The organism is Embleya sp. NPDC055664, assembly GCF_053618075.1.
Map to the genome: position 1 here is coordinate 1 of NZ_JBSHGZ010000025.1, position 23,656 is coordinate 23,656.

Annotated in this window: 19 protein-coding genes and 1 pseudogene; 6 read left to right on the forward strand and 14 right to left on the reverse strand. The window is 71.4% G+C overall.

Translation table 11 applies throughout. The features are described from left to right. On the reverse strand, positions 1 to 587 hold a 587-nt coding region (locus tag ACWGR4_RS31700), incomplete at its 3' end, for a glycosyltransferase family 39 protein (RefSeq protein WP_452134285.1). Positions 588 to 776: 189 nt separating this feature from the next. Between ACWGR4_RS31700 and ACWGR4_RS31705 the strand changes: the two genes are divergently transcribed. After that, on the forward strand, positions 777 to 1,628 hold the full coding sequence (locus ACWGR4_RS31705; protein WP_452131408.1) for an SAM-dependent methyltransferase: 852 nt from the start codon (positions 777 to 779) through the stop codon (positions 1,626 to 1,628). Positions 1,629 to 1,696: 68 nt separating this feature from the next. Here the strand turns inward: ACWGR4_RS31705 and ACWGR4_RS31710 are convergent, their stop codons facing one another. From ACWGR4_RS31710 to ACWGR4_RS31720, 3 genes and pseudogenes are all read right to left on the reverse strand, one after another. Beyond that, the gene (locus ACWGR4_RS31710) at positions 1,697 to 3,280 is read right to left on the reverse strand and encodes an HAL/PAL/TAL family ammonia-lyase (RefSeq protein ID WP_452131433.1); all 1,584 of its coding nucleotides are present in this window, start codon (positions 3,278 to 3,280) and stop codon (positions 1,697 to 1,699) included. 441 nt (positions 3,281 to 3,721) lie between these two features. Beyond that, positions 3,722 to 4,087 (reverse strand): annotated as a pseudogene (locus ACWGR4_RS31715) (sigma factor); the annotation flags it as partial. Further along, positions 3,990 to 4,652 carry an LUD domain-containing protein gene (locus tag ACWGR4_RS31720; protein ID WP_452131409.1) on the reverse strand — a complete coding sequence of 221 codons (663 nt, stop codon included), beginning with the start codon at positions 4,650 to 4,652 and terminating at the stop codon, positions 3,990 to 3,992. The gene ACWGR4_RS31720 and the pseudogene ACWGR4_RS31715, both read right to left, overlap by 98 nt. A 171-nt stretch (positions 4,653 to 4,823) precedes the next feature. Here ACWGR4_RS31720 and sigJ point away from each other — a divergent pair, with 171 nt between their 5' ends. Then, entirely contained in the window at positions 4,824 to 5,753 is a 930-nt protein-coding gene (sigJ, locus tag ACWGR4_RS31725) for an RNA polymerase sigma factor SigJ (protein WP_452131410.1), read from the forward strand. Positions 5,754 to 5,799: 46 nt separating this feature from the next. Here sigJ and ACWGR4_RS31730 read toward each other — a convergent pair whose 3' ends face one another. Both ACWGR4_RS31730 and rox read right to left on the reverse strand, forming a co-directional pair. Next, positions 5,800 to 6,477 (reverse strand): hypothetical protein, encoded by a 678-nt coding sequence (locus ACWGR4_RS31730; protein WP_380010958.1) that lies wholly within the window; start codon positions 6,475 to 6,477, stop codon positions 5,800 to 5,802. A 219-nt stretch (positions 6,478 to 6,696) separates the two neighbouring features. Next, positions 6,697 to 8,190 carry a rifampin monooxygenase gene (rox, locus tag ACWGR4_RS31735; protein WP_452131411.1) on the reverse strand — a complete coding sequence of 498 codons (1,494 nt, stop codon included), beginning with the start codon at positions 8,188 to 8,190 and terminating at the stop codon, positions 6,697 to 6,699. A 438-nt stretch (positions 8,191 to 8,628) separates the two neighbouring features. Between rox and ACWGR4_RS31740 the strand changes: the two genes are divergently transcribed. Continuing rightward, on the forward strand, positions 8,629 to 9,903 hold the full coding sequence (locus ACWGR4_RS31740; RefSeq protein WP_452131412.1) for an MFS transporter: 1,275 nt from the start codon (positions 8,629 to 8,631) through the stop codon (positions 9,901 to 9,903). Between the two features lie 48 nt (positions 9,904 to 9,951). Here the strand turns inward: ACWGR4_RS31740 and ACWGR4_RS31745 are convergent, their stop codons facing one another. Then, positions 9,952 to 11,172 (reverse strand): ROK family transcriptional regulator, encoded by a 1,221-nt coding sequence (locus ACWGR4_RS31745; protein WP_452131413.1) that lies wholly within the window; start codon positions 11,170 to 11,172, stop codon positions 9,952 to 9,954. Positions 11,173 to 11,341: 169 nt separating this feature from the next. On the opposite strand from ACWGR4_RS31745, the gene xylA reads away from it, so the two are divergent. Next, positions 11,342 to 12,499 carry a xylose isomerase gene (gene xylA / locus ACWGR4_RS31750; protein WP_452131414.1) on the forward strand — a complete coding sequence of 386 codons (1,158 nt, stop codon included), beginning with the start codon at positions 11,342 to 11,344 and terminating at the stop codon, positions 12,497 to 12,499. A gap of 1 nt (position 12,500) precedes the next feature. Next, a complete protein-coding gene (xylB, locus tag ACWGR4_RS31755; protein WP_452131415.1) occupies positions 12,501 to 13,913 on the forward strand; it encodes a xylulokinase in 1,413 nt (470 codons plus the stop codon). A 25-nt stretch (positions 13,914 to 13,938) separates the two neighbouring features. Here the strand turns inward: xylB and ACWGR4_RS31760 are convergent, their stop codons facing one another. From ACWGR4_RS31760 to ACWGR4_RS31775, 4 genes are all read right to left on the reverse strand, one after another. Continuing rightward, positions 13,939 to 14,880: a phytanoyl-CoA dioxygenase family protein gene (locus tag ACWGR4_RS31760; protein WP_452131416.1), complete on the reverse strand. Its 942-nt coding sequence runs from the start codon at positions 14,878 to 14,880 to the stop codon at positions 13,939 to 13,941. Between the two features lie 157 nt (positions 14,881 to 15,037). Next, positions 15,038 to 17,275 carry a CRISPR-associated endonuclease Cas3'' gene (locus tag ACWGR4_RS31765; protein ID WP_452131417.1) on the reverse strand — a complete coding sequence of 746 codons (2,238 nt, stop codon included), beginning with the start codon at positions 17,273 to 17,275 and terminating at the stop codon, positions 15,038 to 15,040. Beyond that, positions 17,276 to 17,971 carry a hypothetical protein gene (locus tag ACWGR4_RS31770; protein ID WP_452131418.1) on the reverse strand — a complete coding sequence of 232 codons (696 nt, stop codon included), beginning with the start codon at positions 17,969 to 17,971 and terminating at the stop codon, positions 17,276 to 17,278. A 127-nt stretch (positions 17,972 to 18,098) separates the two neighbouring features. Beyond that, on the reverse strand, positions 18,099 to 18,242 hold the full coding sequence (locus ACWGR4_RS31775) for a hypothetical protein (protein ID WP_380010932.1): 144 nt from the start codon (positions 18,240 to 18,242) through the stop codon (positions 18,099 to 18,101). A gap of 139 nt (positions 18,243 to 18,381) precedes the next feature. On the opposite strand from ACWGR4_RS31775, the gene ACWGR4_RS31780 reads away from it, so the two are divergent. Then, entirely contained in the window at positions 18,382 to 18,693 is a 312-nt protein-coding gene (locus ACWGR4_RS31780) for a hypothetical protein (protein WP_452131419.1), read from the forward strand. Positions 18,694 to 18,801: 108 nt separating this feature from the next. Here the strand turns inward: ACWGR4_RS31780 and ACWGR4_RS31785 are convergent, their stop codons facing one another. From ACWGR4_RS31785 to ACWGR4_RS31795, 3 genes are all read right to left on the reverse strand, one after another. Beyond that, positions 18,802 to 19,572, reverse strand: a complete 771-nt coding sequence (locus ACWGR4_RS31785) for a cyclase family protein (RefSeq protein WP_380010929.1) — start codon at positions 19,570 to 19,572, stop codon at positions 18,802 to 18,804. Between the two features lie 131 nt (positions 19,573 to 19,703). After that, entirely contained in the window at positions 19,704 to 21,350 is a 1,647-nt protein-coding gene (locus tag ACWGR4_RS31790; RefSeq protein WP_452131420.1) for an indolepyruvate oxidoreductase subunit beta family protein, read from the reverse strand. Next, complete coding sequence (locus tag ACWGR4_RS31795) at positions 21,350 to 23,512, reverse strand: thiamine pyrophosphate-dependent enzyme (RefSeq protein WP_452131421.1); 2,163 nt, start codon at positions 23,510 to 23,512, stop codon at positions 21,350 to 21,352. Before ACWGR4_RS31795 ends, ACWGR4_RS31790 begins: the two co-directional genes overlap by 1 nt. Positions 23,513 to 23,656 lie beyond the last annotated feature (144 nt).

Sequence of the window (23,656 nt, forward strand, 5' to 3'; positions counted from 1 at the left end):
AGGGTGGAGCGGAAGAGGCGGCGGCCGATGCGGCAGAGCATGAGGACGGACAGGGTGCCCAGGACGGCGAGGGCGAAGCGCCACCCGAACGGGGTGAGCCCGAAGAGTTGTTCGCCGAGCGCGATCGTCCATTTCCCGATGGGCGGATGGACGATGTACGAGCCCTGCGTCTGGAGGCTGTCGGCGTTGCCGGCGAGGATCTGGTCGTTGGCCTCCTTGGGCCAGGTGCCCTCGTAGCCGAGTTTCAGCAGCGACCAGGCGTCCTTGGCGTAGTACGTCTCGTCGAATATCACCGATTTGGGCTTGCCGAGGTTCCAGAATCGGATGAATCCGGCCAGGAGCGTCACCAGGATGCACGGCAGCCAGCCGCCGCCGGTGTAGGCGCTGTTGTCGGTGTACGACGGCACCAACCGCTCACGCAACGACGTCGGCGGCCGATCCCGATACCCGAACCGAGCCAGTGACCATGCCCAACCACGCGGCTCCGGACGTGCGGTCCCCGTGTCGTCGGGGGTGTCGGGGAACTCCCCATCCTTCTCCGGCGGTTGCGCACGGGTCGGCCGGCCGGTCGCCACGTCACTCGTCACCCGAGCATCGTACTGACGTACGAATCGCCCGATCGCCCGTTGCGCAACCTCCCGAACCGCGCAGCGAAGCGACGCCGAGGGGAACGAGCGTGCGACGGCCGGGTAGCATGCCCCTTGCATGATGCGATCAAGGGACGCGCACAAGGGGCCGTCCCGGTGTGGTCGGTTGGAAACGGAGGTGGCGACTCGATGGACTCCGGGTTCGAGCGTTCACCCGAGCAGGAGGCTCTCATCGCGGACTGGACTCCGCCGGGGATCGACACCACCAAGCCGCACTCGGCGCGCATTTACGACTACTTCCTCGGTGGCAAGACGAACTTCGCCCCCGACCGGGAAGCCGCCGAACAGACGTTGCTCGCCGTTCCGTACGCGCGTACCGCCGCGCGGGCGAACCGGGCGTTCCTGTTGCGGGCGGTCGCACACCTCGCCCGGCTCGGGATACGGCAGTTCCTCGATCTCGGCACCGGCATCCCCGTCGAGGGCCGCAACACGCACGACGCCGCCCAGGGGATCGCGCCGAACTCCCGAGTGGTGTACGTCGACAACGACCCCATCGTCCTCGTACACGCCCGTGCGCTGCTGAGCAGCCACCCCGACGGCGAGACCGCGTACATCGACGCCGACGTCCGCGACCCGGACGCCATCCTCGACCACCCCGCACTCGTGCGGTCCCTGGACCTCGACCGGCCGCTCGCGGTCATGCTGCTCGCGATACTGCACTTCGTCCCGGACGACGAGAAACCGGCGGACCTCGTGCGCCGGTTGACCGAGCGGCTCCCCTCCGGCAGCCACCTGGTGCTCTCGCACCTGACCGGCGACTTCGACCCGATCGGCACCGGCGGCGGCGCCAACGTGTACCGCAAATCGGGTATCCCGATGCAACTGCGCAGCCGCGCCGAGGTGGAGGCACTGGTGCCGCAGGGCTGGGAACTGCTCGAACCGGGCGTCGAACTCGTCTCCCGATGGCACCCCGAACCCGACGCCGAATTCCCGGACCCGGCCGACATCGGCTGCTACGGACTGCTGGCACGCAAACCCTGAAGACACGGCATCCCGCCGGTGCGCCGGCCTCGACCCGAGCCGAGGCCGCCGCACCGGGACCGGATGGGTCAGCCGCCCTCGGGGCGAAGGGCCCCGCGGGCGACCATGTCGACGGCGGCGTCCACGTCCGGGGTCATCCAGCGGTCGTCGCCGAGAACGGGTACCCGTTCCCGGAATCGACGGTGCAATTCGTCGGTGGCCTTGGCCGGTGACAGCTCGCCCATGGCCGGACGGACCAGGTCGATGCCCTGGGCGGCCAGCAGGAATTGCACGGCAAGCACGATCTCGGCGCGGTGCAGGTTGTCGTCGAGGTTGCGCACCGAGGCCATCGCCATGGTGTTGTGATCCTCCTGCCCGAACTTCTCCGGTCGCGACAGGACTCCGGCGGGCATGGCACGCGCCTGCATCTCCGGGATCAGCGCCGCGCCGACGGTCTGCACCTGCACCATGCCGGAGTTGAGCCCGACCGGCGGACCGGCCAGGTTGTCGGGGAGCCCGTAGCTCCACTTGGACGCGATCAGCCGTCCCGACAACTCGTGGGAGAGCACGGAGACATCGGTGATCTGGGCATTGAGGGTGTCGATCGCATGCCCGATCTGCGCGCCGTCCCAGTTACCACCCATCAGGAACTCCCAGGTGTGGTCCGGGCGTTCGAACAGCAGTGGGTTGGAGGTCGAGGCGTTGGCCTCGCGGGTGATGATGGTTGCGGCCTCCTCCAGGGTTTGCCGAACGGTCGCGACGATGTGCGGGGCGGCGCGTACGGAGACGGCGTCCTGGACCCGCGGGGACGTCTCGCCGAACCGTGCTCGGCCCGGTTCGGTCATCCATTCGCTGCCGTCGGTCAACTCCCGCAGCCTGGCCGCCTCGTGCTCCTCGGCGGGGATGCGCCGTTCGGCATGCGTACGTTCGTCCAGGGAACTCGCCTCGGCTCGGGTTGCCTCCAGGAACAGCCCGAAGGCGCCGCGGAATTGGTCCAGGAACCGTTCCGAACGATCCACCGACGCCGTATAGCGGGCGGTGAGCACGCCGCTGCCGCTGATCAGCGGCAGGGTCTCGCCGGCCTCCAGGGGGAATTCGAGCGGCAGGCCCGCCTGTCGAAGCACCTCGCGGGCGTCGCGCGCGGGCCCCTCGTGAAACCGGGCGGTGCCCGCGTCGCCGGTGAGTACGAGTCCCGCGGCGGCCATCGGCTGAAGGTCTCCCGTGCCCAGCGAGCCGATCGAGGGCATCACCGGGGTCACGCCGGCATTGACCAGCGCGAGCATGCGCTCGACCATTTCGGGCCGTACGCCCATCCTGGCGCGGGCCATGGCGTTGGCCCGCAACACCAGGGCCAACCGGGCGATACCGGGGGAGAGTTCCTCACCGATGCCGGCGGCGTGCGAGCGCAGGACCCGGCGTTGGAAGTCGACTTGTTCGTCGTCGGTGAGGGGGTGGTCCTTGAGCGGGCCCAGTGCCTGGTTCCAGCCGTATACACGCTGCCCGCGTTCGAGGGCCGCCAGTGCTCCCGCGCGGGCGGTGCGCATACGGGCGGCGGAGGTCGGGGCCAGGTGCACCGCGCCGGCGTTTCCGTGCAGTACGGCCTTCATCTGGGCGAGGGTCAGATGATCACCGTCGAGCCTGATGCCCGCCGCCTGCTCGGCGCCGGTCGACACGAGCGAGGTCGCCTGTCGCCGCGGGGCCGGGTTCGGACTCGGACTTGCCGAGCCCGTCACCAGGGTCGATGCCGCGGCAGCCGCGACGACGATGCCGGTCCACCGTCGCCGACGGCCGGGCATCGCCGAGCGGAACCGGGTCGTCGCTGGTCTGCGGAAGCGGTTGAGACGGGGTGTATGCGAGGAGTGGTTCACGCCGGGATCATCGGTCGATCGCACCGACGACCTTGAGCGCCTCGGCTGCGAATGGTCGCCGGTCGGCGGTGGCGTCGGCCGCGGCCGCGGGTGTCCCTGTCGGCGATTTCGCCTTCGTCGGATCGGGTGATGCGGATGTATCGGTGGACATGGGGGCTCCGAAAGCAAGATGGGATGGTGTCCGGGCATCACGGGGTGGGGCGACGGCCGTCGAGGAGGTTCAGGCAGACGCAGGCGCCGGGCGCGGAGCATGTCGAGGCAGATCCGCTCGACGGCCGTGGTCGGCCACGCCCGGAGGTCGCGGACGTCCTGGTGCTCGTTGCGCAACACCCGCAGCCAGGTCTCCTGGATCGCGTCCTCGGCGTCCGTACGCGAGCCGAGCATGCCGTACGCCACCGTCCGCAGATGCGGGCGCACGACCTCGAACCGATCGGCCGGCCATGCTTCGCGGGCTATGGGGCCGGCCGGTCGGCCCTGCTCGGGCCCGGGTTCGTTGCGGGTGGTCGGGTCGGTATCAGAACCCGATGGCCTCGCGCAGGAGCAGTACGGTGACCCGACCGGGATAGGGCTCGGCGTGCAACACGAGCAGGCGGTTGATCGCGCTCGGCGCACCGTAGACCTTGCGGGTGCGTTCGTCCTCCAGCGGCAGGACGTGCTCCTCGAGGCGGTGCATCGCGGTCGGCAGGTCGGGGACGACCTTCTGCGCGCCGACGATCCAGATCGCCCGGCGGGCGCCGCCGGAGTAGGCGGGCAGTTGACTGCCGCTGCCGGAGGCGACCACCAGCGAGCCGGTTTCGGTGACCGCGGCGACGCTGCCGACGACCACGTCCGGGGTGCTGGTCAGCCGTCGGATCTCGTCGCTCTCGGTGGCCCGGTCCATGGTCAGCACGCGAGGTCGGATCGCGTCGTAGCGGCCGCCGGTGTTGAGGTCCTCCTCGATGCCGGACAGCCGCAGTGTCTCGCCGGCCCCGGTGAACACCGACGCACCCTCGGGAATCAGCTCGCCCACGCGGCTGCGCGCGGCGGCCGCGTCGGCCAGGATCTCGACGGCGAAGCCGTTCTCCCGCAGCGCTGCGGCCGCCCGTTCGAGGCGCGACACGGGCGCGGGTTCGGCGAAGTCCGCGGTGATGGTGGTCGTGGTCGTGGTCGGGGTCGGGGTGGCGGTGGGCGTGCTCATGCTTCCTCCGGATCATGGGGGTCTGGTCGGCGGGCCGCGAACTCGGGATGTGGTGTACTCGCCGCCACCCCTTCGACCAGGCAGTCGCTCGGAATGTGAGGCGGCGCGGCCGGTCTGCGGCCGACCTGACGTTTCGGCGGCCTGTCCGGTCGAACAGGTGTGATCGAACGGATGAGAGCGACGGACGGGGACACGATGTACGAGAGCGGCGTGGAGGCGGTCATGGAGGAGCGGCAGCGGCTGATCAACCTGGCCTATCGGCTGCTCGGATCGCTCGCCGACGCCGAGGACGTGGTCCAGGAGACCTACGCCCGCTGGTACGCGATGACCGACGCGCAACGCGACGAGATCGAGGTCCCGGCGGCCTGGCTGACGAAGGTGGCGGGCCGGGTGTGTCTGACCCTGCTCGGCTCGGCGCGGGCCAGGCGGGAGACCTACGTGGGTGAATGGCTCCCCGAGCCGCTGCCCGAGCCGACCGAGTGGATCACCGGGGGAGCGGCCGGCGGCGGCATGGATCCGGCCGATCGCATCACCCTGGACGAGTCGGTCAGCATGGCCTTCCTCGTCGTGTTCGAGTCGATGACCCCGGCCGAGCGGGTGGCGTTCGTCCTGCACGACATCTTCCGCTACCCGTTCACGGAGGTCGCCACGATCGTCGGGCGTACCCCCGCGGCCTGCCGCCAGTTGGCCTCGTCGGCTCGGCGGCGGATTCGCGAGTCACGGGTCGACGCGGACCCGAGCGCCGGCCACGCCGCGGTGGTCCGCGACTTCAAGGCGGCCTGGGACGCGAAGAACATCGGCGCGCTGATCGGCCTGCTCGACCCGAACGCCACCTGGGTCGCGGACGGCGGCGGCAAGGCCGTCACCATCCTGGATCCGATCATCGGCGGCGAGCGGATCGCCCACACCTACCTGCAACTCGCCACCGTCGCACCCGACTACACGCTGCTGGAGCGTACGGTCAACGGCCTGCCCGGCCTGGTGGTCCAGCAGAACGGCCGCGCCGTGACCGTATTCGCCTTCCACGTGGTGGGCGAGCGCATCCACCACATCTGGACGGTCCGCAACCCGGACAAACTCCGCCCATGGACAACCCGCTGACCCGAGCGCGCGATGGCACTTCGCGGTCGCGGCGTGGCGCTTCCGGCTAGCGCTCCAGCACCAACCGCTGGGCGGGGCGCACCGGTCGGCCGAAGTGGGCGCAGCGCTCCTCGAACCCCGGCGGGAGCCACGTGCCGCCGAGCAGCCGCGGATGGGACGGAAACGCCGCGAGGGCCGCCAGCGCGAACACCAGGGACGCCCACGGGGTGGCGAGGCGCACGCACATGTACCCCTTGCCGTACATGTCGTGGTAGCGGGCCTCGAAGACGCCGGGCTCGGGCAGGTCGATCTGGTCGAGACCGGTGAAGCCGAGACTCAGCGGGTTGCGGGGATGCGCGAGATACGCGGTCAGGTGCGTGATGGTCAGTTCGCCGCCGCCGTCGTTGACCCAGCGCGGCACGGTGTCCTGCTGCGCGCGCTTGCGGCGCGCCGCGTTGCCCAGGGCGTTCACGGCAAGCGCGCCCACCACGAACCCGGGCCTGCCGATCGCGGCCACCCCCGTGCTGCGGTAACTGCCGTTGCCCACGGCGCGCAGCCGGAACTGCTCTCCCACCCCGGTCGCGAGTACGCGCTCCCCCGGCGCGATCCGGGCCGTACTCGCCACGAGCGGGCGGCGGTCCGCCTGGCCGGTGACGACATCGGCCACGATGTCGCAGGTGTACCAGAGGAATTCGTCGGTCTGCGTCCACCCGTTGGCCGGCTGGGAGCCCATCCGGTTGCTCACGCTCGTCCCCTCGCCCGGCGAGCCCCGTGCTGCGCCGCGATTCCGAGTCTAAGCGTGTCTGATATACCAGAGCTTGAACACACCCCCACAACTTCCCCACCCGCGAGCCCTCCACCGACGACTCGCCGCACCCGGCCGGTCGGCGGGCGAGGCCGCCGACCGGGTCGAGTTCGGCGTCGGAGCACCACGGCTGATGGTGCCTCGGCTGTCGGGGTGGAATCAGGGGCTGGGGTGGCCGAACCAGCGGGAGAGGTGGGTGTTCAGGTCCTGTTGGTTGTCGCCGATCCAGGCGATGTGGCCGTCGGGGCGCAGGAGGACGCATGGGGCGTCCAGTGCCGCGGTGGGGTCCGCGACGTGGTCGACGCGGTCCGACCAGGCGCCGGTGGTCAGGTGTTCGGTGCGGTCCAGGAGTAGGCCGCGGCCGTGGTGCAGCAGGGTGTAGAGGCGGCCGTCCTTTACGTCGATGTCGCGCATGCGGCGGCCCAGGAGATCGGGGCCGTCGCCGAAGTCGTAGCGGATGTCGATCGCGGTGATCTTCTCGATGAGCCGGCGGTTCACCTCGTCGATGTCCATCAGTTCGGTGAGGAGCCTGCGTACGGCCTGCGGGCCCGGGTCGGTGGAGTGCAGTTCGGTCTGGGCGCGGGTGTTGTCCAGTACGTCCGCGGCGACCGGATGGCGTTCGCTGTGGTAGGTGTCCAGCAAGGTCTCCGGTGCCCGGCCGCGGATGTGCGCGGCCAGTTTCCAGCCGAGGTTGACGGCGTCCTGAACGCCCAGGTTGAGGCCCTGCCCGCCGGTGGGCGGGTGGATGTGCGCCGCGTCGCCGGCCAGCAACACCCGCCCGACGCGGTAACGTTCGGCCAGCCGGGTGGCATCGCCGAAGCGGGACAACCAGCGCGGGGAGTGCACGCCGAAATCGGTTCCGGCGATGGTGCGCAGCTGTTGTCTGAAATCCTCGAGGGTGGGCGGTTCCGTGCGATCGGCGACGCCCGCGGCCGGGACCAGGACGCTGTACACCCCCTCGCCGAAGGGTTGGAGCCGGAATCGCCTGTTGGTGCGGCTGATTTCGCTCACCTTGGCGGCGATCTCCTCCTGCGGCGCGCCCACGTGCATCTCGCCCATCAGCGTGTCGTTTCGCGAGGGCTCGCCGGGGAAGCCGACGCCGAGCCGTTTGCGCACCGTGCTGCGGGCGCCGTCACAGCCGACGAGATAGCGCGAACGCAGCCGTTCGCCATCGGCCAGTTCGACGGTCACACCCTCGTCGTCCTGCTCGAAACCGGCCACCGCACAGCCGCGCCGGACCTGCGCGCCCAGTCGGGTCGCGTGCTCTTCGAGCAGACGCTCGATGACCGGCTGCGGGATGCCCAGCAGATAGGCGTGCGCGGAATCCAGGCCCCGGGGCGCGGGTTTGTCGATGGCGGCGAAGAAGCCGCCGGCCGGACGCCGCCGGCCGCGTTCGAGCAGGCGATCCAGCAGTCCGCGCATGGCCATCAGTTCGAGACTGCGAATGTGCAGACCGACGATGCGGACGAACGATACGGGCTCGGTTTCCTTTTCCAGAACGAGCACCCGCACGTCGTGCAGCCGCAGTTCGGCGGCCAGCATGGCGCCGGTCGGCCCGCAGCCGGCGATGATCACGTCGAACCCGAGGGGCGCACGATCGGTGCCGCCGGCGGCCGAGGCGCGGAGTTCGGGGGTGGCTTGTGGAGATTGCATGGGTATTGCCTTTCGGGAGTGCCTTGTCGGCGAGGCGCTCCCGGCGATACCTACGTCAATCGCCGGCCGTGACCGCAAGGGGGAGCACCCATATCGCTACAGCGTTCATGGGTCTCACCTCCTCGGGCGGTGTCACGGTCGAGTGCAAGGTATAGGCGTGGGCCCCACCCGTCCAATGCTTTTCCGGCCAGACGGACGAGCCCCTGCTCCGGCCGGAACCCGGCGAGCTCACGCCGACGGATGTTGGCTGTTTTGCGACACAAGTAGGCAGATTAATGGAAGAGAGCCATTGCGCCCTCATGACAACGTGACCCCATGAGCAAGACACCGGGGGATTCGCGTCGCCGGCGGCATCGTCCCCGTCCAGGGGCGGAGCCGCCCGCGACGCCCGCACCGAAGGCATCCCGGGGCATCGGGGCCCGGATACGTCGCGCGGCGGTGGACACGCGTCCGTTCGCCGTGCCGGCCTATCGGCGGGTGCTGGTCGGCCAGGGGGCCTCGCTGGTGGGCACGATGGTCACCGAGGTCACCGTCCCGGTGCAGATCTACTCCATCACGAACTCGTCGTTCTACGTGGGCCTCGCCGGACTCTTCGGCTTCGTGCCCATCGTGGTGTTCGGCCTGTACGGCGGCGCCGTCGCCGACCGGGTCGATCGCCGCCGGCTGTGCCTGTGGTCGTCGCTGGTGACCTGGGCGGTGACCATCGCGCTGCTCGCCCAGACCCTCCTGCACGCCCGCTCGGAGTTCCTCCTGCTCGGCCTCGTCGCCGTCCAGGGGGCCGGGTTCGCCACGGCCTCCTCGGCGCGCGGCGCGATCATTCCGCGCATCGTGCCGCACGAGTTGATCCCCGCCGCCAACACCCTGAGTTTCACGGTGGGCAACATCGGCCAGATCGCGGGACCGCTGGTCGCGGGCGTCCTGCTCACCCTGCCGCACGGGTTCGCCTACGCCTACGCCGCCGACGCCCTCCTGTTCACCCTGTCCCTCTACTCGACATGGAGACTTCCGCCGATCCCGCCGGCGGGGGCCGCGACGGGCACGGGGATCGGCGCCGTGTTCGAGGGCCTGCGCTTCATCGGCGGCAGTCCGATACTGCTGATGTCGTTCGCCGTGGACATCGCGGCCATGGTGCTGGCCATGCCGAACGCCCTGTTCCCCGAGGCCGCCGCCACCCGCTTCCACGGCGGGATCGGCGTCCTGTACTCGGCGGTCGCCATCGGATCCCTGCTGGCCGGCCTGTGCAGCGGATGGATCGCGCGCATACGCCGCCAAGGCGTCGCGCTCACCCTCGCGGTGGTCGCGTGGGCGAGCGCCATCACGCTGGCCGGCTTCACCCGCGCCCTGTGGCTCGCCGTCGCCCTCCTCGTCCTCGCCGGCGCCGCCGACCTCGTCAGCGCCGTCTACCGGCAGACGATCCTGCAGACGTGGGCCCCGGACCAGATGCGCGGACGTATGCAGGGCGTGTTCACCGTCGTCGTCAGCGGCGGCCCCCGACTCGGCGACCTGCGGGCGGGAGCCATGGCGGCGACCACCACCCTCGGCATCGCCTGGTCGGGCAGCGCCATGCTGTGCATCGTCCTGGTCATGGTCGGCGCCCTGGCCGTACGCCCGTTCTGGCTCTACGACGCCCACGGGAAGCATCCCGCAAGCCCCCCGCCGATGCCCAACCCACCAACCCCGCGCCCCCAGTCCCCGGCGGAACCGGCCCGGTGAGAGCGCCGCCGTCGCCTGGGACGTGGCCGGGGCCGCCTCTGACGGGTTTTACGCCACGGCGCTGGGGGCGGCGAGTACTCGGGCGACGACTTCGCCGGCGGCGCCCAGCACCGCGCCGTCCGTGAGTTCCGAGCGCCATATCGTCGGGGTGCGGCCGCGGAGTCTGCCGCCGCCGGCTTCGAGGGCAGCGGTGATGTGCGGGGTGAGCCAGGGGGCCATGCGGGCGGGAAGGCCGCCGAGGACGAGGGCCGCGGGGTCGAAGAGGTTCGTGACGGCGACCAGGGCGATGCCCAGTCCTTCGCCGGCCCGCTTCGCGGCCGCGAGGGCGCGGCGGTCCTTCGCCTCCAAGCGGCGCACGAGTTCGGCGGCGCCGGCGCCGAGCAGGTCGGCGGAGTCCCGGACGTCGGGTCCGGCGGGGGCGGTGTCCGGCACGTCGGCCGCCCGCAGGACCGCGTCCAGCCCGGCGACCTGTTCCAGGCAGCCGCGCCCGCCGCAGCGGCACGCGGGTCCGCCGGGGGCGACGACGACGTGGCCGAGTTCGCCGGCCGCGCCGTGCGTACCGCGGAACAGTGCGCCGGCGACGACGATTCCCGCGCCGATGCCGGTTTCGCCGGACACGTACACGTAGTCGCCCAGCCCCGCGCCCGCGCCGAACCACAACTCGCCGAGAGCGGCGAGATTGGCCTCGTTGTCCACCGTCACCGGCAGCGGTTGGGACGGCAGTGCCTCGGCGAGGAGTTCGGCGGCGGGCAGTGCGTCCCAGCCCAGGTTCGGCGCGTTCACCGCCCCGCCGTGCAGCACGCCCGGGACCGCCACCGTCGTCCCGACGAGGGTGAGCCCGGCACGGCGCGCCAGCCCGGTGACCGCGTGGGCGAGCCGGCCGAGGGCCGCGACGTCCCGGTCCGGGTCGGAACCGGCGCCGGCGCGAAGGACGCTGCGGCGGATGCGCACCCGCCGGGTGAGGTCGAGGACGCACGCGGACAGGTAACCGACGTTGATCTCCAGGCCGAGCCCGGCGATCGGCCCCGACGCCACCGACACCGGAGCGCCGGGCCGCCCGCGTCCGGCGCGGACCGGGTCCTCGGCACGCACCAGCCCGAGCGCGGTCAGCGCGGCGACTCGCGCCGACACGGTGGTCTTCGTGAGCCCGGTGAGCGCGGCCAGCCGCGCGCGGGTGATCGGCTGGCTGCGGTCGATCTCGGCCAGCACCAGTGCCAGGTTGCGTTCGCGCATCCCGGCCAGATCGGTGGGGCCGTCCGGCGTGCTCATGGCGCGGATCCTCTCACCTGCGGACGGACGGTCTTCCCGCGGGCGGCTATTGACAGTTGCCCGGGTGCGCGGTTGGCTCGTTTTCGAGTTTAGTCCAGAGTCCTAACTAATTGGGTGCCGATTCGAATCGGTTCGATTCGAATCGGTTCGATTCGCTCAGGGAGGCGCGATGATCGACCTCGTCCCGACCCCGGAAGACCGTTTCAGCTTCGGGCTGTGGACGGTCGGATGGCAGGCGCGCGACCCGTTCGGGGACGCCACCCGCGCCCCGCTGGAGCCGGCCGAGGCGGTGTACCGGCTGGCCGAACTCGGCGCGCACGGCGTCACGTTCCACGACGACGACCTGATCCCGTTCGGTGCCGAGGAGGCGGAGCGGGCGAAGCGGATCGCCGCCTTCCGGGCCGCGCTCGACGCGACCGGCATGATCGTCCCGATGGTCACGACGAACCTCACGGCCCATCCGGTCTTCAAGGACGGCGCGTTCACCGCCAACGACCGCGGCATCCGCCGGTTCGCGCTGCGCAAGGTCATGCGCAACCTCGACCTCGCCGCCGAACTCGGGGCGCGAACCTACGTGTTCTGGGGCGGCCGGGAGGGTTCCGAGACGGACGCCGGCAAGGACGTGCGGGTCGCGCTCGACCGCTACAAGGAGGCGATCGACATCCTGTGCGCGTACGTCCGGGACCGGGGCCACGACCTCCGGTTCGCGCTGGAGCCCAAACCGAACGAGCCGCGCGGCGACATCTTCCTGCCCACCGTGGGCCACATGCTCGCGTTCATCGCCCGCCTGGAACACCCCGACATGGTCGGGCTCAACCCCGAGGTCGGTCACGAGCAGATGGCCGGGATGAACATGGTGCATGCGGCGGCGCAGGCCCTGTGGGAGGGCAAGCTCTTCCACATCGACCTCAACGGCCAGCACGGGCCCAAGTACGACCAGGACCTGGTGTTCGGCCACGGCGACGTCAAGAGCGCGTTCTTCCTCGTCGACCTGCTGGAGCACGGCGGCTACGACGGGCCCCGGCACTTCGACTTCAAGCCGATGCGCACCGAGGACACCGCCGGGGTGTGGGCGGGCGCCGCCGCCAACATGCGCACCTACCTGCTGCTCCGCGAACGTGCCCGCGCGTTTCGCGCCGACCCCGAGGTGCGCGAGGCCAGGGCCGCCGCCGGGCTGGACGAGCTGGCCGTACCGACACTCGCGCCGGGCGAGACGTATGCCGACCTCGCCGGCGACACGTTCGACCCCGACGCGGCCGCGGTCCGCGGGTCCGGCTACGAGCGGCTCGACCAGCTGGCCGTGGAACACCTCCTGGGCGCGCGCTGACATGCCGGGGCGGACCCTGGTCGCGGGCATCGACTCCGGGACCCAGTCGTGCAAGGTGCTCGTCTGCGACGCGGTGAGCGGCGCGGTGTTGCGGCAGGGACGGGCGCCGCACCCGGACGGCGCCGAAGTCCCTCCGGAGGCCTGGTGGCAAGCGCTGCGGACGGCCTCGGCCGAGGCCGGGGGACTGGACGACGTCGCGGCGGTGGCGGTATCCGCGCAGCAGCACGGCGCGGTTTGCCTCGACGAGGACGGCGCGGTCGTCCGCGACGCGCTGTTGTGGAACGACACCCGGTCGGCCGGCGCGGCGGCGGCGTTGTGCGCCGAGTACGGCGGGCCCGAGGCGTGGGCGCGCGCGGTCGGGAGTGTGCCGGTCGCGTCGTTCACCGTGAGCAAGCTGCGCTGGATCGCCGAGCACGAGCCGCGGTCGGCGGCGCGGACGGCGGCGGTGTGCCTGCCGCACGACTACCTCACGTGGCGGCTGACCGGCGGCGGTGACATCGGCGGGCTGACCACCGATCGCGGCGATGCCTCCGGGACCGGCTACTGGTCGCCCCGCGAGGAGGCATACCGGCCGGACCTGCTCGGCGCGGCGTTCGGCGCCCGGCCGGTGTTGCCGCGGGTGCTCGGTCCGCGGGACGCGGCGGGCCGTACGGCGTCGGGCGTGCTGGTCGCGGCGGGCACGGGCGACAACATGGCGGCGGCGCTCGGCGTGCACGTCGCGCCGGGGGAGGCCGTCGTGTCGCTCGGGACGTCCGGGACGGTGTTCGTGCGGTCGGCGTCCCCGACGGCGGACCCGTCCGGGACCGTGGCGGGATTCGCCGACGCCACCGGCGCGTTCCTGCCGCTGGCCTGTACGCTCAACGCGGCCCGCGTCCCGGACGCGGCGGCGGGCATGCTCGGCGTGTCGCACGAGCGGCTCGCCGAACTCGCCACGGCCGCACCGTCCGGCGCCGACGGCCTGGTCCTCGTCCCGTACCTGGACGGCGAACGCACCCCCAACCTCCCGAACGCCGCCGGCGCCCTGCACGGCCTGACCACGGCCAACGCCACCCCCGCCCACCTGGCCCGCGCCTACGTCGAGGGTATGGTGTGCGGCCTGGCCGACGCCCTCGACGCCGTGCTCGACACCACGGCCACCGATGTCGCGGGCATCCGGCTGGTCGGCGGCGCGGCCCGCTCGCCGGCGGTCGCGGCCATCGCCGCGGAACTGCTCGACCGCCCCGTCACGGTCCCCGCGACCGGCGAACTCGCCGCGTGGGGCGCGGCCCGGCAGGCCGCGTGGGCCCTGGCGGAGGACCCGCATCCTCCGGAGTGGCCGGTCCCCGGCACGACATACCTGCCGGTGCGCGGCGGCGCGGCGGCCGTTCGCGCACGGTATGCCGCCGCTCGCCCACTCCACCTGGACCGCCTCTGACGGCCGCGGGGCGACGGGCCGCGGATCACGGCGCGAGGGGCTTTTCCCAGGGCGAGAGGTCGAGGGTCGGGTAGCGCTGTGCCATGGCGCGCAGCGTGTCGGGGTTCCAGAACGGGTGCCCGGCGGGCGGGAATCCGAACAGGGTGAGTCGGCTCGCCGTCGCGCGTTCGACGAACCGGTACCAGGCGGTGTCGTGGCTGCGGTCCGCCCACGGTCCGCACAGGGCCCAATCGGCGGATGCCGGACGGTAGTTGACGTGCATGGTGAAGCGTGCCCCGCGGGGGCGGGTCACTCCGGTGCCGCGATGGAAGGTGTCGAGTCCGAAGGCGACGACGGTGCCGGCCGGACCGGCGGCGGATACCGCGGCGTCGTAGAGCGCACGGGTGTCGCCTGCGGTGACGAACGCGCGCAGGTCGTCGGCGGGGGCGACTCCGGGATCGGCGCCGGGGCGCAGGTACCAGTTGGGCCTGGCGGGGAGGTGCCGGGTGTGCTCGCGGGGGACCAGGTGCGGCGGTCCCAGGTCCTCCGGCACGTCGCACAGGTAGACGAACATCTCCACCTGGCGGCACCCGGCGGCGTCGGTGGGGACCAGGACGGTGTGGTTGAGGTAGTCCCGGTGCAGGTCCTGGTCGTAGTCGGCGACACCGGTGTACTTCGCCCACGTCTCGGCCTGGTACATCCGCAGGTCGTCGTCGCCCGCGAGCGCGGCGGCCAGGTCCGTCAGGCGGGGGTGTACCGCCAACAGGCTCAGCGCGGGGGAGGCGAAGGGGAACGTGTCGATTCCCGCGAACTCGTCGCCGACGTATCGTCGGCGCCGGGGGTCGAGTCCGTCGTGGAAAGCCGCGGCCGTCGGGTGGAGCGCTTCGAGACCGGCCTGCGCGGACGCCAGATCCTCGGCCGCGAAAAACCCCGGCAACACGACGAACCCGTCCCGCGACCACCGCGCGCAGACCTCGTTGGTGTCCATCGGCCCACAGTGCGCCGAACTCCTCGCTGCGACAACCGAATTCGAACGGGGGCCGGATGACGCCGGTGGCCGCACGACGTGAACGGCGTCGCCTCGCACAGCTCGCCGATGCGTTGCCGGACCGTCCCTGAGCCCGCCGGGCCGCGGTGGCGGGATTTCAGGGGACGAGGCCCGTCGCGGGGCCGTCGTGACGGGCGCTGGAGCGCCAGTCGGCGACGCGGACCAATGACTCGAGGTACGCGAGCCGGAACGGTCCCAGGTCGTCGCGGTCGCGCAGCGCCAGGGCTCGCGGCGTCCACGAACCGCCCGGGCGGAACGCCCCGGTGTCGAGCGACTGCCCGGGGAAGTGGTCGCCCGTGGACACGGCGACCGGCGGCGTGCGATCACCGTCGCGGACGCCGAGCAGCGTCCGCGCGTCCTCGTCGGCCTCCGGGCGCACCGACACACGGACCCGACCGTGGTGCGCGGCGACCAGGTAGGTCACCAACTCCGGGTCGACCCGGGGGACATGCCAGTGCTCCCCGTTCAACAGAATGAGCGCGCTGACCAGTTCATGCCGGAAGTACGCCCGCGTGGAAACCCCGGTGCTCCACGGCGCCTTGGACTTGGCCAACAGGTGCTCCGGCGGCTCGCCGCCACCGCCGCCGCGCAGCATGGCCTGGAACACGTCGTGGCACTTGCCGAGATCGTGGAACCTGGCGGCGCGGGCCACGGCTTCGCGCTGCTCCTCGGTCAGCCCCGGAAGGGCGGCCGTGACCGCACGTGCCTCCTCCTCGGTCTCCAGCAGGTGCCGGTCGAGACTCACCCACGCGACACACGCGATCGCGGGCGGCGTGCGTCCGGTGAACAGCGACGGCACCGGCGCGCCGCTCTCGGGCGCCCATCCCACCTCGGGAAGGTAGCCGCCGCGCGCTGCGTCGAGCACCACGGACGTTCCGGCACGGAGATCGTCGGCCGCCGCGTGCCGCCACCGGCCGTCGACGGGATCCCGCAGCCACACTCCGCGATCGTCCAACATCTTCCGGACGTCGGCGAGCGGCGCCTCACACTGCTCGCCGCGCCCGGGTCCCGGCTCGTCCTCGGCGGGTTCCCCCGACTCCCACACCCGCCACGCGACCAGGACCGTGCGCTCGTCGTCGGCGCAGATCCACGGACTCGCGTCGGCCGGAACCGCGCCGTACGCGTTGTCGAACATCGCCAACACATCGTGCTCGCCCAGGACTTGGGAGGGCGTCGGGTTGCGGCCGACACGGGCCCGGAACAGATCTACGGTCGTGACGGCCTCGCCCTCGTGCGCGTTCAGCCAGGCCGCGACGCCCGCGTTCGGCCCCGGTCCGTCCGGGGGTACACACCACAACAGGTCGCCGCCAGCGGGGTGTTCGCCGTGTCGGTTGCAGCGACCGGCGCGTTGCACGATCGCGCTCCAGGGGGCGAGTTCGGTGAGGAGTGTACGGCCGGACGCGTCGGATCCGACGTCCAGCGCCCGCGTCGTGACCAGGATCCGGTCCCGGCCGGCCTCCTCCGAAAACGCCGCGCCAACACGGCGGTCGGCCGAACGCGCGTACGGGTGCACCAGCACGATCTCCCGGCCCGGATGCGCCGCGCGCAGCGCGCCGTAGACCTCGCGCGCCCGCTGCGCGGAGCCGAGCACGGCGATGGACTGCGTGCCGGGCAGGTGCGCGGCGCCCAGCGCGTCGACGAGGTCGTCGACGTACCGTGTCGGGTCCGGATCCAACCGCCTGATGCGCCGAACCGCCGCGAGCCGGGGCCCGGCCGCCACGTCGCCGCCGTCGGTCGTGACCCCGTCCGACGTCGACGACATCCACGTGCTGCCGGTCGGCGCCGTCGTGCCGAACGATTCGCGCAGCGACTGCAGTCGCGTACTCGTCGGCAATCCCGGTCCCAACAAGTGCATTTCGTCGAACACCCAGTGGGTGTCGGTGTTGAGCAGTCCGAACGACACGGGCGCCATCGCCCGCGCATCGGCGAACCCACGCATCAACGCCCGGCTCAGCAGCCCGTCGTGCGTACCCACCAGGATCGCGTTCCGCTCGGGAAACCGCCGCCACGCGCCGTTCTGCGACTCCGGACCGGCGAGCAGGTGCAGGTCCACGTCGTCCGTGTACCCGAGGTGGTGCAGCCACTCGGCGATGCGCGCGTGGGTCGGTTCCGCGAGGCTGCCCTGCGGCAATACGTACACCAATCGCCTCGGCGTCACCTCGACCGCGGACACCAACCGCCGGTACAGCCACGCCAATACGGCGGCGGCGCTCTTCCCGCCCCCCGACGGAACCCGAACGAGCCGCGGCAGCCCGCTCTCCGCGAACCCGGCCTGATAGGCATAGGGGCGATGGCCGGTGGCCGTGTGGAAGAACTCCCCGAATCCGTGCGTCATTCACGACTCCCTCGTCCGCCGGACCCCCGACTTTAGACGAGACGTGCGAAATCGTATTCGCCATGGCGGTACAGGATCCTTTCCTCGGCACGGACCGCCTCCGGCCGGCGACTTCCTCGCGCGACTCCTCTGGGAATTCGCCGGATGGAGCCCGTACTCGGCCAACCAGCGGAGCAGTTCCCGGCGCGTGGCCTCGACGAGGCTGCCTCCGGTGAAGCGGGGGTCGTCGGTCACCTCCGCCACGCACTCCGGAGGAGGCACGAACGACCGGGCCTCCTCGTCGTCGGCGAATTCGGCTTCCGCGAGGACCAGACCCCGCAGCGGGCCGTCGAAGACGTCGACGCCCACGGGCGGGACGCGGTACCGCGTCTTGGACAGCACACCGGCCGGCAGCGAGGCGAGCAGGTCGTACTCGGCCGGCGACAGGTATGTGTTCGTGATCAGCCCCTGAACCGCGCCCGGCCGAACGACCGGCACCTTCTGGGTGAGCTTGAACTCGCGGCCGCCGTCCGGCCGCTCGACACATCGCAGCCGCAGGCGGGTCCCCACCAGGTACCGGTCGCCGATGGTCCAGGTGTCCGTGATGTCCGATGGTGCCGGGGGCGCGGCCAGGAGGAACCGCCGCTCGCGTTCGATGCGCGCGTACTTGCCCGGGTCGACCCACCGGCCTCGAGTCCCACCGGTTTCGCCTGTCATGAGGACAGCTTGCCGGCCGGCCGTGACCCGGCAGGCTCGGCGACGCCCGAAGACCTTCGTTGCCCAGCCGGTCGCCGGGCCCGCCCCGATGCGGAACGGGCCCGGTGGCTACACGGGTTCGGCCCGTCTACAGGCCGTACTCGATGGCGGTGGCGGCGACCGCATGGGTCGATCCGTACTCGACCGTCGTCGCCCCCGGGGCGGTGGCGGCGAAGGCCACGCCCGCGACGAAGGCGAGGATGGCACACGCGGCCCATCGACGAAGATTCATGACCGTCCTTCCGTTCCCAGCGGCACATTCGTGTCGCGACCGGTTCCTCCCGGTCGTGCCATCTCCAGGGTGAGCCCGCTCGGGCACATCATGCAATCCCGGCATCGGACGAGCCCAACGACGCGATGGCTGCCGCCACTTGGCGATCCGGTTGCCCGGCGGCGTCCTGGTGGTCCAGCAGTGGGTCACCGTCGACAACATCGCGGCGGAGGAGGACGGCGGCCTCGGCTTCGTGTCGGGGGAACCGTTCGACGACGAGGTCACCGACGACCCCTTCAAGAACGACATGATGGGCTTCATCGAATCGGTCGACACGATGATCCTCGGCGCGAACACCTACAACGAGGCCAAGGGCGGTGTGGCAATCCTGCGCTACGAGATCAAGAAGTGGAAAGCAGGCGAAAGGCACCACCCTTCCGAGACATCACCCGCCCCCGACCGGCCCGAGTAGTTCGGCGACATCCTCGGCGGATCGAGGCGGACCGGTGAGTTGTGTTCCCGGCTCGGACGCTGCGAGCGAGCCGGGAGCGGATGTTGTCGGATGGTTTGTTGTGGGGCGTCAGTGGGTGATCAGGGCCAGTACTCGGCAGGGGCTGCCTGAGCCGTTGACGATGGGGAGTGGGGCGGCGATGACGATTGCGCCGGTGATCGGCAGTCGGTCTACGTTGCGTAGTTGGGTGAGGCCGTACTTGTCGGCGCCCAGGAAGAAGTCGTGACACGGAAAGGGCGGATCGAAGGCGAACGCGCGGCCGGCATCGGTGCCCACGGTCTCCACCCCCATGCCCAGGATGCCGCTGTCGGCGAGCAGGCGGGCGGCGTCCGGTGTCAGGCCCGGCGTGTGCGGGCCGTCGTCGTCGGCGTTCGCGAAGTCCGCCGGGTCGTCGCCGCGAGCGGCCCAGCCGGTGCGGTAGATCAGCCAGCCGCGGTCGGGCAGCGCGCCGTGCTTGGATTCCCACTCGCGGATGTCCGCGACGTCGAGCAAGTAGTCCGGTTCGACGGCGACTTCGGCGGTCTTGTCGATGACGACGGCGGGGCCGACGAGGCGCTGCACCGGTACCTGCGACACGTCGTCGAGGTCCCGGCCGCTGATCCAGTGGTTCGGCGCGTCGAAGTGGGTGCCGGTGTGTTCGCCGGTACGGAAGTTGTTCCAGTACCAGGCCGGGCCTCGGTCGTCGTAGCGGCTGATCTCCTCCAACTCGAACGGGGCCGTCTGCCCGTACTCGGGCGGCAGGGCGAGCAGCGGCGTGCCCGCGTGCAGCGGTGAGGTCAGGTCGACGACCTCGATCGAGCCGTCGAGCAGGTGGGTCGCGAGGGCGGTCAGATCGGCCATGCGTGCTCCTTGCCGGATGTGTGGGGAATCGGGCGTGGGGAATGGGTGTCGAGCGACGGGAATGGGGTGTCGGGCGGCGTGGGGTGTTCGTGCGTGTGTGCGTGCTTTGCGCGAATAAGTGACTCGCGTGCTCAGGCGGGGCGGGCCCGCGACTTCGCTGCCAAAGCCGCCACGGCCTCGCGCAGTGCCGTGCCGTTCTCGTCGGCGAGTGCGGCCGACGTCAGGCCGGCGAGTACCGTCGCGGCGTCGTCGCGTCCGCGCAACTCCCGGGCGGCGTCGAGGAGAATGGCGAAACTCTCGCTGCCGTGCCGGTAGGTGTCGCCGTAGCCCTTGACCACCCGCCGGCACTCGACGATCTCGCAGGCCAGCGCGTAGTCGCTCGACGCGGTCTCCACGACCAGGTCCAACCAGGCGTCGATGGCCGCCTGTTCCCGACCGAACCGGCCCGAGCGTGGTCGCAGCGGGCGCATCCCGGCCATGGTCCACAACATCGTGTAGCCCACGACGCCCGTGGTATTGACGACCATGCCGTTGCGGGTGAGCCTCGCGACGAGCCTGCCGAAGAGCGCCGACCGGGACAGCGGATCGCCCACCCGCGCGGGCAACGTGTCGGTGATTTCCTCCAGTTGCGGGTGCAGATACTCCCGCACCTGCATCGGTTGTCCCGGCTCGGTCCGCGCCCGTTCACGGATGTCCTCGATCCGCCGTCGGCGGATTTTCTGCAACCCGACCTGGATGGTGTCCTGATAGCACATCCACAGCGCGGCGTGTCGGGCCGTCTCCGTGGTCAGCCTCGCCTCACCTCGCGGGTCGTGCTCCAGCGCGCCCACCCGGGCCACCCGATCGAGATAGCGGTCGGTGTACGACGGGTTCTGATACACCGCCGTGCGCTCGCAGCCGTGGAGCAGCATCGAACGGGCCGCCTCCGGGAACTCGGCGACCCGCGCGGCCCGATCGCGCAGCGCGGGGCCGACCAGCCGGGTCGGATCGGTGTCGGCGAGCGCGCGCCGCCGCCGCTCCTCGGCGTTCGCGGCCTCGACCGCGGGATCCGCCGGGGGCCGGCTGCCGATCGTCACCGCCACCGGTCCGCCCCCCGCCGCGCGCGGGCGACCAGGCCGCGGCGGCGGCTGCCGGGCCGCGTCGTACCCCAGCGCGAACGCGGCCAACGAGGACTCCACCCCCTTGCCCGCCGCTCGCACCGCGTCCTCGAACAGCGAACGATCGAAGGGCAGTTCCCCCATCCCGGCCAACGCGCCGAACAGCGAAGCGCTGATCACGCTGCCCGCCTGCCCGGCCAACTCCAGGAAGTCGGCGCCCACGAAACGCCGCGCGCCCCGGTGCGCCGCGTCGAGCAGCAGGTCGCCGTCGACGCGCCCGTCGCCCATGGCGATGCGCTCGGTGATCGCGTAGACCCGATGGGTGGAGGCGATCAGCGCGGTGCGGTCCGGCGTACAGAAGCCGCGCTGGATTGCCCGTCCCGCCTCCATGAGTTCCGACGCGATGACGATGTCGACCTCGCCGGGCGTCGGGAACAGCGCGAGGATCGGCTCGGCGCGGCCCCCCTCTGGCAGTTCGGCGTCCGGCGCCGGGAACAACTCGACGTAGTAGACGGTCGCGCCGGTGCGCTGGGCGACGCCGGCGACGGAGGTGCTTTGCGCGGTGTACCTCGCCGTCTCCGCCACGGCGACGATCCAGTCCGCCAGGACCCCGCCGCCCTCGCCACCCATGGCCAGGATCGCGATGGTGATCGGGCGCGGTACGGGTTGCCGGTTCGACATCAGGCCACCTCGTACTTCGCGGCGCGACGCTCGACGGGCGCGGACAGCGCGGCGATCCAGGCCGTGCGGATCCGCGCCAGGACGCGGTCCCGCCGGGTCGGGTTGATCACCACGTCGGTGCGGTGGAACGACGGACACAACGACGCCGCGTGCGCGTTCGCGCCGCATACCCCGCAGCCGACACAGGTGTCGGTCACCGTGGCGACCGGGTCGGTGCGCATGGGGTCCGGGTTGGCGGCCAGGGTCAGCGACGGGCAGCCGGAGATCCGGATGCACGCGTGGTCGCCGGTACAGGTTTCCGCGTCGACGCCGAACCGCTCGCGGACGACCCGTTTGCCCTCCTTGATCGCCTTGTTCGTCCGGGGCCGCTCCCGACGCTGCCGGTTCAACTGGCATTCGCTCTGCGCGACGATGACCTTGGGCCCCGGTTCCTTCGTGGTGAGCGCGCGCACGAACAGGTCGCGCAACTCCCCGACCCGGTAGGTGTCGGTGACGGTTTTCGTCCACTTGACGCCGACACCGCGCACGGCCTTCTCGATCGTATGCCCGGTGGAGCGTCGCGGATGGTCGACGGCGGAGGAGAGCACGTCCTGTCCGCCGGTGGCCGCGCTGTACGCGTTGTCGACCACGACGAGGAGTTGGTCGTTGTCGTTGAAGACCGCGTTGCCGACACCGCTGGTCAGACCGTTGTGCCAGAACCCGCCGTCACCCATGATCGCGATGGTCCGACGGTCGGCGTCCTTGGAGTTCAGTGCCGCCGCGCCGGCCGAACCGAGCCCGTAACCCATGGTCGTCGCACCGAGGTTGAACGGTTCGTTGATCGAGAACAGGTGGCAGCCGATGTCCGCGCTGATGTGGTGCGCGCCGGTTTCGCGTTCGGCGAGCTTGAGCGCGCTGAAGATGGGCCGCTCCGGGCAGCCGGTACACAGGCCCGGCGGGCGGGCCTGGACCGCTTGCGGATCGACCCGCTCGGCGAACGGGCTGCGCGGGTCGGTTTCGGGCAGCAGCAGCGCCGGTTCGCCGGCCAGGACCTCCGGCAGGTACCGGGACAGGAAGGCGTGCACCCCTCGGGTGACCGCCGACGCGGTGTACTCGCCGGCCATCGGCAGCAGATCCTTGCCGTGCAGCGCGGCGGCGACCTCGGCACGGCGCAGGATCGTGTTCAGATTCTGCTCGATGTAGTCGGGCTGCCCCTCCTCCAGGAGCAACACCGCGCGCTTGTCCGCGCAGAACTCGACGATCTCCGTGTCCACGACCGGATACGTCACGTTCATGACGTACAGCGGTATCCGGGTGCGACCGTACGGATCCGAGCAACCAAGCAGCTCCAGCGCCCGGTTGAGGGTGTTGTACAGGCCGCCTTGGACGATGATCCCGATGTCGGCCTCCCCGGCGCCGAACACCTCGTTGAGCCCGCGTTCGCGAATGAAGTCCAGTGCGGCCGGCAGGCGTTGGGCGATCTTCTCGCGTTCGTGCCGGAAACTCGCCGGCGGCAGGACGATGCGGTCGAGCTCGCGTCGAGGATTCTCGATCGCGTACGTGACGGTCATCGGCGGGCGCACGTTGTCCTTCGCCACGAACGCGCCGTGCAAGTGGCAGGAGCGCAAACGCAGTTGCAGCAGCACCGGGGTGTTGCTGACCTCGGACAGCTCGAAGCCGGACTCGACCGCCTCGACGATCGCGGTGAGGTTGGGCCGCGGATCGAGCAGCCACATCTGCGACTTCATCGCGAAGGCGTGCGAGCGCTCCTGCATGATGCTGGAGCCCTCGCCGTAGTCCTCGCCGAGGATGACCAACGCGCCGCCGGTGACGCCGCCGCTGGCCAGGTTGGCCAGCGCGTCGGAGGCGACGTTGAGGCCGACCGTCGACTTGAACGTGACCGCGCCGCGCAGCGGATAGTGCACCGACGCGCCCAACATCGCGGCGGCGGTGGCCTCGGAGGCGCTGTTCTCGAAGTACACGTCGAGTTCGTCGAGGATGTCGTGGGCGTCGCCGAGTACGTCCATCAGGTGCGAGATCGGCGCCCCCTGGTAGCCGCCGACATAGGCCACGCCGGACTGGAGCAGGGCCTTGGTGACCGCCAGGATGCCCTCGACGTGCAGCGTGGTGCCCGCGCCGTGGCGCAACTGTCGGACTTCGGTGGCAAATGACCGCTCGGCCATGGCCGGCTCCTGTTCGTTCGTCCGTGGTGGGCCGTGATGCGCGGCGTGGTGCGGCCGTGATCGTCGGCGCGAAGTGTGGCGGGAAGCGGGTAGGTACGCGGGGGCGCGGCGCCGGCCCGCGAAGTGGCCCGGGGGCGCGTGTGC

Coding starts and splice junctions, on each gene's coding strand:
- sigJ (WP_452131410.1), top strand. CDS start 4,824: ATGAGAGCGACGGACGGGGACACGATGTACGAGAGCGGCGTGGAGGCG.
- ACWGR4_RS31770 (WP_452131418.1), bottom strand. CDS start 17,971: ATGACAGGCGAAACCGGTGGGACTCGAGGCCGGTGGGTCGACCCGGGC.
- xylB (WP_452131415.1), top strand. CDS start 12,501: ATGCCGGGGCGGACCCTGGTCGCGGGCATCGACTCCGGGACCCAGTCG.
- ACWGR4_RS31790 (WP_452131420.1), bottom strand. CDS start 21,350: ATGTCGAACCGGCAACCCGTACCGCGCCCGATCACCATCGCGATCCTG.
- ACWGR4_RS31765 (WP_452131417.1), bottom strand. CDS start 17,275: ATGACGCACGGATTCGGGGAGTTCTTCCACACGGCCACCGGCCATCGC.
- ACWGR4_RS31795 (WP_452131421.1), bottom strand. CDS start 23,512: ATGGCCGAGCGGTCATTTGCCACCGAAGTCCGACAGTTGCGCCACGGC.
- ACWGR4_RS31720 (WP_452131409.1), bottom strand. CDS start 4,652: ATGAGCACGCCCACCGCCACCCCGACCCCGACCACGACCACGACCACC.
- ACWGR4_RS31705 (WP_452131408.1), top strand. CDS start 777: ATGGACTCCGGGTTCGAGCGTTCACCCGAGCAGGAGGCTCTCATCGCG.
- ACWGR4_RS31760 (WP_452131416.1), bottom strand. CDS start 14,880: ATGGACACCAACGAGGTCTGCGCGCGGTGGTCGCGGGACGGGTTCGTC.
- ACWGR4_RS31775 (WP_380010932.1), bottom strand. CDS start 18,242: ATGAATCTTCGTCGATGGGCCGCGTGTGCCATCCTCGCCTTCGTCGCG.
- rox (WP_452131411.1), bottom strand. CDS start 8,190: ATGCAATCTCCACAAGCCACCCCCGAACTCCGCGCCTCGGCCGCCGGC.
- ACWGR4_RS31745 (WP_452131413.1), bottom strand. CDS start 11,172: ATGAGCACGCCGGACGGCCCCACCGATCTGGCCGGGATGCGCGAACGC.
- xylA (WP_452131414.1), top strand. CDS start 11,342: ATGATCGACCTCGTCCCGACCCCGGAAGACCGTTTCAGCTTCGGGCTG.
- ACWGR4_RS31785 (WP_380010929.1), bottom strand. CDS start 19,572: ATGGCCGATCTGACCGCCCTCGCGACCCACCTGCTCGACGGCTCGATC.